14 protein-coding genes and 1 pseudogene are annotated in these 11,233 nt (G+C 69.3%); 7 read left to right on the top strand and 8 right to left on the bottom strand.

The features are described 5' to 3' along the window. Both AC1DY5_RS26020 and AC1DY5_RS26015 read right to left on the bottom strand, forming a co-directional pair. Nucleotides 1-758 (bottom strand): BUD32 family EKC/KEOPS complex subunit (locus AC1DY5_RS26020; protein WP_478116053.1); only part of this gene is annotated, 758 nt, incomplete at its 3' end. After that, a complete protein-coding gene (locus tag AC1DY5_RS26015; protein WP_478116051.1) occupies nt 755-2,365 on the bottom strand; it encodes an FMN-binding glutamate synthase family protein in 1,611 nt (536 codons plus the stop codon). The genes AC1DY5_RS26015 and AC1DY5_RS26020, both read right to left, overlap by 4 nt. 110 nt (nt 2,366-2,475) lie before the next feature. Here AC1DY5_RS26015 and AC1DY5_RS26010 point away from each other — a divergent pair, with 110 nt between their 5' ends. From AC1DY5_RS26010 to AC1DY5_RS26000, 3 genes are read left to right on the top strand one after another with little or no spacing between them, the layout of a single operon-like run. Continuing rightward, the gene (locus tag AC1DY5_RS26010) at nt 2,476-3,261 is read left to right on the top strand and encodes a UPF0149 family protein (protein ID WP_478116049.1); all 786 of its coding nucleotides are present in this window, start codon (nt 2,476-2,478) and stop codon (nt 3,259-3,261) included. 46 nt (nt 3,262-3,307) lie between these two features. After that, a complete protein-coding gene (locus AC1DY5_RS26005) occupies nt 3,308-4,495 on the top strand; it encodes an MFS transporter (protein WP_478116057.1) in 1,188 nt (395 codons plus the stop codon). 15 nt (nt 4,496-4,510) lie between these two features. Further along, nucleotides 4,511-4,762: a DUF3297 family protein gene (locus AC1DY5_RS26000; RefSeq protein ID WP_478116047.1), complete on the top strand. Its 252-nt coding sequence runs from the start codon at nt 4,511-4,513 to the stop codon at nt 4,760-4,762. A 287-nt stretch (nt 4,763-5,049) separates the two neighbouring features. Here the strand turns inward: AC1DY5_RS26000 and AC1DY5_RS25995 are convergent, their stop codons facing one another. After that, nucleotides 5,050-5,358 carry a GNAT family N-acetyltransferase gene (locus tag AC1DY5_RS25995; RefSeq protein ID WP_478116045.1) on the bottom strand — a complete coding sequence of 103 codons (309 nt, stop codon included), beginning with the start codon at nt 5,356-5,358 and terminating at the stop codon, nt 5,050-5,052. Nucleotides 5,359-5,377: 19 nt separating this feature from the next. Further along, complete coding sequence (locus AC1DY5_RS25990) at nt 5,378-5,863, bottom strand: nuclear transport factor 2 family protein (RefSeq protein ID WP_478116044.1); 486 nt, start codon at nt 5,861-5,863, stop codon at nt 5,378-5,380. Between the two features lie 371 nt (nt 5,864-6,234). Between AC1DY5_RS25990 and AC1DY5_RS25985 the strand changes: the two genes are divergently transcribed. Further along, on the top strand, nt 6,235-6,636 hold the full coding sequence (locus tag AC1DY5_RS25985) for a fimbrial protein (protein WP_478116055.1): 402 nt from the start codon (nt 6,235-6,237) through the stop codon (nt 6,634-6,636). Nucleotides 6,637-6,729: 93 nt separating this feature from the next. Then, nucleotides 6,730-7,110: a fimbrial biogenesis chaperone gene (locus AC1DY5_RS25980; RefSeq protein WP_478116042.1), complete on the top strand. Its 381-nt coding sequence runs from the start codon at nt 6,730-6,732 to the stop codon at nt 7,108-7,110. Here AC1DY5_RS25980 and AC1DY5_RS25975 read toward each other — a convergent pair. Genes AC1DY5_RS25975 through AC1DY5_RS25965 form a run of 3 tightly spaced genes read right to left on the bottom strand, consistent with a single transcriptional unit; the run spans nt 7,071 to nt 8,437 of the window. Further along, complete coding sequence (locus tag AC1DY5_RS25975) at nt 7,071-7,595, bottom strand: CinA family protein (protein ID WP_478116040.1); 525 nt, start codon at nt 7,593-7,595, stop codon at nt 7,071-7,073. The genes AC1DY5_RS25980 and AC1DY5_RS25975 overlap by 40 nt on opposite strands. Further along, nucleotides 7,589-8,143, bottom strand: a complete 555-nt coding sequence (locus tag AC1DY5_RS25970) for a phosphatidylglycerophosphatase A family protein (protein ID WP_478116038.1) — start codon at nt 8,141-8,143, stop codon at nt 7,589-7,591. The genes AC1DY5_RS25975 and AC1DY5_RS25970 overlap by 7 nt, the downstream gene beginning before the upstream one ends. A gap of 33 nt (nt 8,144-8,176) precedes the next feature. Beyond that, nucleotides 8,177-8,437: a hypothetical protein gene (locus AC1DY5_RS25965; protein WP_478116036.1), complete on the bottom strand. Its 261-nt coding sequence runs from the start codon at nt 8,435-8,437 to the stop codon at nt 8,177-8,179. 97 nt (nt 8,438-8,534) lie between these two features. Here AC1DY5_RS25965 and AC1DY5_RS25960 point away from each other — a divergent pair, with 97 nt between their 5' ends. Then, nucleotides 8,535-9,185 (top strand): response regulator, encoded by a 651-nt coding sequence (locus tag AC1DY5_RS25960; protein ID WP_478116035.1) that lies wholly within the window; start codon nt 8,535-8,537, stop codon nt 9,183-9,185. Beyond that, nucleotides 9,185-11,002: an ATP-binding response regulator gene (locus tag AC1DY5_RS25955; RefSeq protein ID WP_478116034.1), complete on the top strand. Its 1,818-nt coding sequence runs from the start codon at nt 9,185-9,187 to the stop codon at nt 11,000-11,002. Before AC1DY5_RS25960 ends, AC1DY5_RS25955 begins: the two co-directional genes overlap by 1 nt. 25 nt (nt 11,003-11,027) lie before the next feature. Here the strand turns inward: AC1DY5_RS25955 and AC1DY5_RS25950 are convergent. Then, nucleotides 11,028-11,233, bottom strand: a pseudogene (locus tag AC1DY5_RS25950) (thiamine-phosphate kinase); the annotation flags it as partial.

Genomic DNA, 11,233 nt, shown 5'->3' with positions numbered 1-11,233 from the left:
TCGCTGGCCTGGTCGAGCACTTCATGCCAGTGCGCTTCGGCCGCGTGCGGCGAGGCGGCGTCGACCAGCATGGCGGTGGAGTGCAGGTAGCTGAGCCAGTCGCGGGCCTGGCATTCGGCCAGCGGGAGCGTCTCGCCCGGGTCGTCCTCGAAATCGATGTAGCCGATGGTGCCGTCGGGGCACTGCACCAAGTTGCGGTCGAAGGCCTGGCTCAGGTAGGTCCGGCGCGCATGCACGGCGGCGATGGCGGCCAGGCCCTCGCGCCAGGTCGCGAGCAGGGCGGCCGGTCCGGTGGCCGCGGCTTGGTCGAGCCGCTCCTGCAGCACCACCGGCGGCCGGCCGCTCTGCCCGAGGTCGGAGATCAGCAGGCCATCGCCCTGCTGCGCCAGCACTGCCGGCACCCGCAGGCCCGCGGCGCCGAGTTGCCGCAGCCGCTCGGCCTCGATTGCGATCGCCGCCTCGCCGCCCGGATTCGGTACCGGCTTCAGGACGTCGAGCCGCAGCGCGCCGGCGATCGCCGCCAGCAGGTGGTAGCGCAGCTTGCCGTGGCGCGGTCCGGCCTTCTTGAGCCAGACGCGCTCGCTGCCGAAGCGATGGCTGGCAACGGCCTTGGTCTGCTGCGGCAGCGTGACGCGCAGGAATTCGGCGTAGTCGGCCGGCTGCGGCGCCGCACCGGGCTCTAGCGGCGCCGGCGCCGAGGCCACGCCCTTGCGCATCTGCACGCGCGTGGACGACGCGCCTCGTCTCGCGGGGTTCATAGGGCGACGGCGAGGGGCTTGAAACTCTGGGCGCTGGCCAGCGGCCAGTAGGTGCGGAACACGTTGTGCTGGGCGTCAAGCGGCCCGAGCAGCGCACCGGGCTGCACCTGCATGATCAGGTTGCTGAGCAGTCGCACCTCGGCGTCCGAGATGCGTCGCACGATGTGGTGAGCTGTGATCTGCTGCGGATGGTCGAGCCCGGCGGCCTGCACCAGCTCTTGCAGCGCATGCAGCGTGCTGTGGTGGAAGTTGCGCACCCGGTCGGCCTTGGTCGGCACCACCAGCGCTTTCTGGCGCAACGGGTCCTGGGTGGTCACGCCGGTCGGGCAGAAGCCGGTGTGGCAGGCCTGGGCCTGAATGCAGCCCAGCGACATCATGAAACCGCGCGCCGCGTTGCACCAGTCGGCGCCCAGCGCCATCATCCGCGCCAGGTCGAAGGCGGTGATCACCTTGCCGGCGCAGCCGATCTTGATGCGCTCGCGCAGGCCGACCCCGACCAGCGTGTTGTGCACCAGCAGCAGGCCTTCCTGAAGCGGCGCGCCGACGTGGTCGCTGAACTCGACCGGCGCCGCGCCGGTGCCGCCCTCGGCGCCGTCGACCACGATGAAGTCGGGTGTCAGGCCGGTCTCCTGCATCGCCTTGACGATCGCAAACCATTCCCAGGGATGGCCCAGGCAGAACTTGAACCCGGTCGGCTTGCCGCCCGACAGCACCCGCAGCCGGGCGATGAAATGCATCATCTCGGTCGGCGTCGAGAAGGCGCTGTGGGACGACGGCGAGATGCAGTCCACGCTCACCGACACGCCGCGCGCGGCCGCGATCTCGGCCGTCACCTTGGGCGCCGGCAGCACGCCGCCGTGGCCGGGCTTGGCGCCCTGGCTCAGCTTGACCTCGATCATCTTGACCTGCGGATCGCGCGCGTTGGCGATGAAGCGCTCCTCGCTGAAGGAGCCGTCGTCGTGGCGGCAGCCGAAGTAACCCGAGCCGATCTCCCAGATCAGGTCGCCGCCGTGCACGCGGTGGTGGGAGGAGATCGAGCCTTCGCCGGTGTCGTGCGCGAAGCCGCCCAGCTTCGCGCCCTGGTTGAGCGCAAGAATCGCGTTGGCCGACAGCGCGCCGAAGCTCATCGCCGAGATGTTGAACACGCTGGCGCTGTAGGGCTGGGTGCAGACCTCGCCGGCCGGCGAGGCCGGGTTCGGGGTACCGCCGATGACGATACGGAAATCGTGGTCGGCGAGCCGGGTCGGCCGCATCGAGTGGTTGATCCACTCGTAGCCGGAGAGCGCGACGTCGAGCTGGGTGCCGAAGGGCCGGCTGTCGGGCTCGCCCTTGCTGCGCTGGTAGACCAGCGAGCGCTGGGCGCGCGAGAAGGGCGCGGCCTCGGCGTCGCTCTCGATGAAGTACTGCCGCAGTTCGGGGCGGATGTACTCGAGCAGGAAGCGCAGGTGGCCGATGACCGGGTAGTTGCGCAGGATCGCGTGCGGCGCCTGCCGCAGGTCGTGCACGCCGGTGCCGGTGAGCAGTCCGAAAGCAACCAGGGCGATCCAGGCCATCCAGAGCTGCGGGGCGAGCAGGACCGCCACGATGCTGGCGGCCAGCCCGGCCATGCACAGCGCGAACGCGGTGTAACGCGCCGGAAACGGCGCGATCGTCGGTGTCGAAATAGTGGGTCTCCCGGAAGCCTTGCTGCATCATAGAGGGCTGCATCCGTAATCCCATGACCACGCCGCCCGCCACCCCGACCCCCACCCCGCCCGAGCAAGCCCCCCTCGGCCCCGACGATTTCGACGCCCAGGACCAGGTCCTCGACACCCTGCGCGAGCAGGACGACGAGACCCCGCAATGGGAGTTCTGCGAGGGCTTCATGGCCGCGCTGGTCTGCACCCGGCGGCCGATCGAGCCGGCCGAGTACTGGCCGGTGCTGCTCGGCGAGGGCTTCGTGCCGGCGCAGCAAATGGAATTCGTCTGGCGCTGGAAGCGACGCTGGCGCGAGATCGAGACAGGCCTCGACGCCAACGTGGAGTCGCTCGACGACGAGCGCACCTGGCAGCCCGAGGTGCTCGACACCCGGGGCGCGATCGCCGCCCTGCCCGAGGAAGAACGCGCCGAAATGGACGGCGAGGCGGTCCCGGCCTTCGCCCAGGTCTGGGCGCTGGGCTTCATGTATGCGGTCGAGAACTGGCCCGATGACTGGGCGCCGCCGCGCGACAAGGAAGCGGCGCAGATGCTCGACGATGCGCTCGACGCCATCGTCACGCTGACCGAGGACGACACCGGCAAGCCCGCGCTCTCGATGTATTCCGACGACGGCCCGCCCAGCGTGAGCCAGCAGCGGGTGGATGATTTCGGCGCCGCGATCTGGGCCGTGTACGACCTGCGCCAGCTGTGGCGCAGCATGGGGCCGCGGGTGGAAACGATCCGCAAGGAGGCGACCCCGGGCCGCAACGACCCCTGCCCCTGCGGCAGCGGAAAGAAATACAAGAAGTGCCACGGTGCCGGCTGAGGCGGGCGTGCCGCCCGCGGCGATGCCGCTGCGCACCGCCTGGGCCATGGTGATGGCCCTGTGCACCGCGTTCGCACTGAGCCAGGCCTTTCGCACCGTCGGCGCGATCATGGCCAGCCAGCTGCAGGCCGAGTTCAAGTTGTCGGCGCAGGCTCTCGGCGTCTTCTCGGCCGCCTTCCACTTCGCCTTCGGCGCGATGCAGCTCTTCATGGGCATCGGCATCGACCTGCACGGGGTGCGCCGCACCGTGCTGACCGCCTTCCCGTTGGCCATCGTGGGCGCGCTGCTGTCCGCCGTGTCGACCGACTACGCGGTGCTGGTGGCCGGCCAGGTGCTGATCGGCATCGGCTGTGCGCCGGCCTTCCTGGTCTGCACGGTCTTCATCGCGCGCCATTTCCCGGCGGCGCGCTTCGCTTCGGTGTCGGGGCTGGTGCTGGGCATCGGCGGCGTCGGCATGCTGCTGACCGGCACGCCGCTCGCATGGCTGGTGCAGGAGCGCTCGTGGCGCATGGGCTTTGTCGTGCTGGCGGCCGCCTCGGTGCTGGCCTGGCTGGCGATCTGGCAGGGGGTGCGCGAGCCGGCGCGGCCGGACGGCCCGCCCCGGGAGTCGGTCGCGGCGGCGCTGCGGCAGTTCGGCGCGCTGTTCGCGCTGCCGCACACGCTCGGCATCATGGTGCTGGGCGCCGTGACCTATGCGGCCTTCATCTCGCTGCGCGGGCTCTGGCTCGGCCCGCTGCTGATCGAGCGCCACGCCTATTCACTGGTGCAGAGCGGCAACGTGGCGCTGGTCGTCTCGGTCGTCTCGCTGGTCGGCCCGCCGCTGTTCGGGCGGCTCGACCGCGAGGGCCCGGTGCGGCGGCGCCGCATCATCGGCTGCAGTCTGATCTATGCCGTGCTGTTCGCGGCGGTGGGCTTCTTCACCCAGGCCTGGATCGACGTCGGCGGCACCCTCCTGATCGGGCTGCTCGCCGGCTTCATCGTCTGGCAGTACGCCGACGTGCGGGCGGCCTATCCGGCGGCGCTCACGGGCCGCGCGATGGCGGTCTTCACGATGGCGATGTTCCTCGGCGTGGCCGTGATGCAGTGGGTTACGGGCGTCGCGGCCTCGGTCGGCGCGGCCCATGGGGTCGAGGCCTTCCGCGCCGTGCTGGGCACCATCGCGGTGCTGCTGGTCGCGGCGACGCTCGCGTTCGCCTGGCTGCCGGCCCCGGACCGGCCAAAATGGAGCCTGTAGAAGAATTTAAGATCCATGACCGAAACCACACCGATCCCTCCGCTGCCCGACCATCTGTCCATCGACCCGCGCAGCCCGCACCATGTCGCCGCCGTTTTCGAGCGCGACATCGGCATCCGCTTCAACGGCAAGGAGCGCTTCGACGTCGAGGAGTACTGCATCAGCGAAGGCTGGATCAAGGTGCCCGCGGGCCGCACGCTCGATCGCAAGGGCAAGCCGCTGCTGATCAAGCTCAAGGGCAAAGTCGAGGTGTTCTATCAAGACTGAGGCCCTCCCGAGGCGACGGTTCGCCATCGTCTCCAGCCTCGCGCTGGCCGCGCTGTGCGCCGGTTGCGCATCGCGGCCCGCGCCGCGCGTCACTGGGCTCGGCGACGGCGTCTTCAAGTCGCCGACCGCGCAGGACGCGGAATCCTATTGCCGCAGCTTCGGCGCCCCGCTGCGCTTCCTGGATTCCAGGGCGCCGGACGCCCCGGCAGGGGAAGTCGTCTTCCGCTGCGATTGAGCCCTGAAGGCGGGGCGCCCCCGCAGCGGTGCGGGCCGACCGAGCGCCAGGCTCAGATCTTGAACGCCCGCTGCACGTCCGGCCGCACCAGGTCCGCATAGTCGCGGTGCTTGCGGATGTAGCCGGCAATGAACTGGCAGACCGGGATCACGTGCTTGCCGTCGGCCCGGGCCTCGTCGAGCACATGCCGGGCCAAGGCCGATCCCACGCCCTTGCCTTCGTACGCTTCCAGCACCTCGGTGTGGGTGAACATGATGGCTTCGCTCAGCAGGTTGTATTCGCAGTAGCCCGCGAGATCGCCGCCGATACGGGCTTCGTAGCGGTGCTCGGCGGGATTGTTGGCGATCGTGATGTCGGTCATTGCGTGGCCAGTCGGATAGTCAGGGATTGCGGGCAAGAAAGGCTTGAAGGTTCGCCGCCGCGGTGGCGCGGACCTTCTTCTTGAGTATCGGCGACCAGCCCAGCAGCAGCCCGGGCGTGCCCAGCGCCTGCCGCGACCAGCGCCAGAAGTCGAAGCGGTCGCGCTGAGTCGCGATCAGGCCATCGGGCGTGAAGGTGAAGCGCGAGTCGATCGCATTGTCGACCACGCGCCCGGTGGCGCTGAACAGATAGTGCGCATCCCAATGCGCCCGGCCGCTCGTAGCGTCGGCCTCGACGTCGCGGTAGCTCAATTTCCAGACCTCGGCGCCCTTGGCCCGGGTGGCGCCGCACAGCATCTTCCACATGGCGCCAATCTCGCGCGCGCCGCGCAGCGAGAAGGCTTCGTCGTCGAAGCTCGCATCCGTGGCGTAGCACGTCACCATCGTTTCCGCATCGAGTCGGGCGAATGCGTCGTAGAGACGGCGGATATTTTCTTCAGGGGTCATTGGAAAAGAGGAATAGAGGGAGAAGAAATTAAGAAAAACAATGAGGGATTTTGTAATTTTGGGCCGCCGATTTGTCAAGTGATATTGCCAAATCGGTCCAAATGATTAAACGCGGTTTTGTTTCAGATTTTTCTTATGTGTCGAATATTCGAAGTGGAAAATAATTCACCTGCGCTGCAACGCGTCGTTGTTTTCTTATTCAGCCCGTTGCAGATACCTGGGTCACTTCCGCAATTTTCGCCGCCCTGCTGGCTGCAGGCAGCGCTTCGGCGGCAACGATCACGTTCACCGGCAGCGTGACCGCACGCACCTGCTAGTTCACCGGCGGCGCCGGCACCAACGGCGGCACTGGCGGCGACTTCACCGCCACCCTGCCGACCGTGACGGCCAGTCTTCTCGACGCGGCCTCCAAGACCACCGGCGACACCGCCTTCGCGATCAACGTCACGGATGGCGGCACGAGCGCCTCGTGCCCGGACGGCACGACCGCCAAGATGTCGTGGAATGCGTTCCAGGCCAACGTCGACCCGGCCGACGGCACGCTGAAGAACACCGCGGCGGCAGGTGCCGCCACCAACGTCGCCATCGCGCTCTACAACGTCAACGGCAGCCAGATCGATCTGAGCAACGCCAGCGACGTGAACAATCCGGCGGCGACCCTGGCCGGCGGCAGCGCCCAACTGCGCTACGTCGCCAAGTACAAGGCCATCGGCGGCGCCGCATCGGCCGGCGCGGTTCAGAGCGCGCTCGAATACATCGTCGAATTCAACTGACGCACGGCTTCGGCCGCCGTGCTCGCGCGGGTCCGACCGGGCCCGTGCGATTTCCCTTCAATTTCCTTTCAGACACAGGCTAGAGGCTAGAAGATGACTCCGTTGTTCGCCCGAATCGCCATTCCCGTTGTGGCCTTGCTGTGCTGTGCTGGCTCGCGCCTGCGCAGGCCAGCCCTGGTGATCGAGKGAACACGCATYGTCTTTCCCTCGTCGGCCAAGGACGTCACGGTCGGTGTCGTCAACCCCGACGCCAACGCCTACCTGATGCAGGCATGGCGGGACACGATTCCAGACGCCCAGAGCAAGCCCGAAGCGGCCAAGGTGCCGTTCATGCTGACCCCCGCGGTGAGCCGCATCGACGCCGGGGATGGCAGGAGTGTCCGAATCGTCGGGCTGCCTGCCGATCTGCCCCAGGATTGCGAGTCGCTCTGCCCTCAGCTTTCGATCAGCGCCGCCAGCTCCTGCAGCGCGTAGTGGACGGTGGCCGCGCGCACGGTGGCGCGGTCGCCGTCGAAGCGGCGGCGCTCGGTGCGCACCTGGCCRTCGACCGACCAGCCGAACCACACGGTGCCGACCGGCTTCTCGGGCGAGCCGCCGGTGGGTCCTGCCACGCCGGTGACGGCGACCGAGGCACGGGCCCGCGACCGCGCGATCGCGCCTTCGGCCATGGTCCGTGCCACGGGTTCGCTGACTGCGCCATGGGCCTCGATCAGCGCCGCGTCGACGCCGAGCATCTCGCTCTTGGCGTCGTTCGAATAGGTCACGAAGCCGCGCTCGAACCAGTTGCTGGAACCTGAAAGATCGGTGCATGCGCCGGCGATCAGTCCGCCGGTGCAACTTTCGGCCGTGGCCATCATCCAGCCCTTCTGCTGCAGCAGTTCGGACAGCCGCAGCACCAGGGCGGGAACGTCGAGGTCGGCGAGGGAAGTTGGGGTGGTTGGGTCCATGCGGTTCACCATGCGCGCCAGGCGGCAAGCACCAGCAGCGTGCAGAAGGCCGCCACCAGGTCGTCGAACAGGATGCCGAAGCCTGCCGCGCTCCAGCGCGTCGTGCCATCGGCCATCGGCCGCGGCTTGAACAGGCGGTCGGCCCAGCCCACCGGGCCCGGCTTGGCGGCATCGAAGAAGCGGAACAGCCCGAAGGCGATGAGCTGCAGCAGCAGGCCGCCGGGCAGCACCAGCCAGAGCACGATCCAGAAGGCGACCACTTCGTCCCAGACGATGGCGCCGGGATCCGCCACCTGCATATGGCGGGCCGTGACCGTGCAGGCCCACCAGCCGATCGGCAGCGAGGCCAAGATGACCCAGCCGATGGTGGCGTTCGAGAGCCAGCGCTCCATGACCAGGTAGGCGACCCAGGCCCACAGCGTGCCCACGGTGCCGGGCGCCCGGCGCGGCAGGCCGGAGCCGAAGCCCAGGGCGATCAGGTGCGCCGGATGCGCGAACAGGAAGCGCAGGGTCGGGCGGAACGGGGCGGCGGGTGCGGGGGAAGGGTGGGCGGTCGACATCAACCCGCAGTGTCGCGCATCTTTGGCGCGAGATCAGGCCGGCTGGAAATGCTGGCTGAGGCGGCGGGCCACGGCCTGGGGTGTGTTGCGCAGCGCATCGACCGCGCAGGCACCGAGGAAGAGTCCATCGAGCTTCAGTTCCGCCTGGGCGAAATAGCGGCCCAGCGACTCGCCCGCGTCGCGCAGGCAATGCTCAAGTGCACCGAAGGTGCGGCTTTCCTCCCGCGCCGCGCCGCCCTGGGCGCTGATGCGGTGGCAGTACGCGTTCGGCCCGACGCGTTGGATGTCGATCAAGGGCTTCATTCGTGGGGCGGGAGTCGGGGTTGTTCTGCAATGAAAAACTTCAACTCGCAGATGGTGGCCCCAAGGTCGACCGGGGTAAATAGTCCATTTGGACCGGTTCGACTTCGCGCAGAATTGCCGCTTCATGCTGCCGGCCCGGATTCTCCTCATCGACGACCACGCGTTGTTCCGCTGCGGACTTCGCATGGTGCTCGCATCCGGCATCCCCGAACTGGAAGTGGCGGAGGCGGGTTCGCTCGAAGAGGGCCTGCGCGCAGGCATGGACTCGCCCGCGCTGGTGCTGCTCGACATCCAGCTGCACGGACTCAACGGCCTCGAAGGCATCGCGCTGGTCAAGCGCAAGTGGCCCGACGCGGCGGTCGTCATCCTGTCGTCCGATGCCGGCCCGAACAACGTGCGGATGGCGCTGGAGCGCGGCGCGGCGGCCTTCGTCTCGAAGGCCGACAGCGCCGACAACATCCTGGCCTTGATCGAACGGCTGCGCCGCGGCGAACCCGCCAGCCTCGCCACGCAGGCACCGGCGGCCGAAGGCGCCGCAGTTCCCCAGCTGCTGACACCGCGCCAGTTCGAGGTGCTCGACCTGCTGTGCCAGGGACTGCCGAACAAGGTCATCGGCCGCCGCCTCGGGCTGTCGGAGAACACCGTGCGTGGTCACGTGCAGGCGGTGCTGGCGGCGCTCCAGGTGTCGAGCCGGTCCGAGGCCGGCTTCGCGGCTCGGCGCAGGGGGCTGGTCGCCTGATGCACAAGTTCCTGCGCCTGGCCGATGGGCGCACGCTGGTCGAGCAGCTCCGGCTGCAGCTCGGCAACGTCGGCAGCTCGGTCATCCCGACGATCGGCGTCGCGCTGCTGCTGGTCTGGGTGCTCGCCAACGAGGGCAATGCGCTGGCCCTGCGGCTCTGGGCCGGCGTCCTGATCCTGATCAAGCTGTACTGCGCCCGCGATGCCCGGCGCACGCTGGCCGGCGAGATCTCGTTCGAATGCGCGCCCCGCCTCGTCTGGCGGCAGATCATGCTCAATGCCATCGATGCCGCCGCCTGGGGGGCCCTGGCCTGGGTGGCGCTGGGCGGCGCCACGGTCGCCGGCAGCATCCTCGTGATCGCGGTGCTGGCCGGCGTGGCCGGCAGCTCGATGTCCTCGCTGTCGCCGGTGCTGCCGGTGTTCATCGTCTTCGGCGCGGTCGAGTTGGCCGTGGTGTGGGCCAAGCTGGTGCGACTGGGCGATCCGGCCTACAGCGCACTGGGGGTGGCCGCGTTCCTGTACATCGCCACGCTGCTGGGCCAGGCCCGCAACAGCGCCCGGGCAGCCCGCGCGGCGATCGACCTGCGCTTCGAGAACCTGGAGCTGATCGAGCGCCTGCGGGTCGAGACAGGCCACGCGCAGGCGGCGCAGCTGAAGGCCGACCAGGCGAACCTGGCCAAGTCCAGGTTCCTCGCCGCCGCCAGCCACGACCTGCGCCAGCCGATCCACGCGCAGGGCCTGTTCCTCGAGGTTCTGGCCCGCAGCAAGTTGTCGGCCTCCCAGTACGACGCGCTGGCCAATGCCCGCGCCACCTGGCAGGCGTCGGCCGAGATGCTCGACACCCTGCTCGACTTCTCGCGCATCGAGGCCGGGGTGGTCGAGCCGCAGAAGCAGGACTTCCTGCTGCAGCCGCTGTTGAACCGGATCGAGAACGAACTGGCGCCGCAGGCCGACGCCAAGGGCATCGTCTACCGCTCGCGCGAGACCCACGCGGCGGTGCGCTCCGACCCGGCGCTGGTGGCGCTGATCTTGCGCAACCTGGTGTCGAACGCGATCCGCTACACCGACAGCGGCGGCGTGCTGGTGGCCTGCCGCGGCCGTGGGCGGGAGTTGCTGCTCGAAGTCTGGGACACTGGCATCGGCATCGCGCCGACTCAGCACAGCGAGATCTTTCGCGAGTTCCATCAGCTCGGCAACGCCGAGCGCGACCGGCGCAAGGGCCTGGGGCTGGGCCTGGCGATCGCGCAGGGCCTGGCGCGGGCGCTCGGCCACTCGCTGTCGCTGGTGTCCGAGCCGGGGCGTGGCAGCGTGTTCAGGCTGGCGCTGCCGATCGCGCAGGGCGGTGTCGCGAGCGCCGGTTTCGAGGCCGCCGCCGGCCATGCGCGGGTTTTCGACGTCCGGGTGCTGGTGATCGACGACGACGAGGCGGTGCGCGCCGGCATGCAGCAGCTGCTGACCGCCTGGGGCTGCGAATGCGATGTCGCCGACTCGATCGAGGAGGCCCAGGCGCTGGCGCGGGCCCATCCGCCGGGGCTGGTGATCAGCGACTACCGCCTGCGCGAACTGCGCACAGGCGCCGAGGCCATCGCGGCATTGCGCGCCGAGTTCGGCGAGCAGCTGCCGGCGCTGCTGATCACCGGCGACACGGCGCCGCAGCGGCTGCGCGAGGCCCGCGCCAGCGGCGTGCCGCTGCTGCACAAGCCGGTGTCGCCGAACGAGCTCTACCGCGGGCTGACCTGCGTGCTGAACGATCTCGAGATCGATTCGGCCTTCGCGGTGCTGGAGGCCGTGCCGATCGAGAATCGCCGCCGCGCTTGAGGTGGCCCGGCGCCGGCCTGAGCGTTCAGGCGAAGTGGTCGAAGGACGCGAAGCGCTGCGTCACGGCAGCGCCTTGCGCGTCGACCAGCCGCAGGCCCGCCTCGGCCTCGATGGCGCCGATCCGAGTGACCGGCGTCGCGCTCGCGCGGCCGGCTTGCTCGACCGCGGCGCGCGCCGACGCCGGCGCGGTGAACGCGAGCTCGTAGTCGTCGCCGCCGGCCAGCGTGCAGG

Source organism: Variovorax sp. P4_D9, from assembly GCF_056401695.1.
Note: the sequence above shows the minus strand (reverse complement) of the source record. Positions and strands in the feature narration are given on the sequence as shown.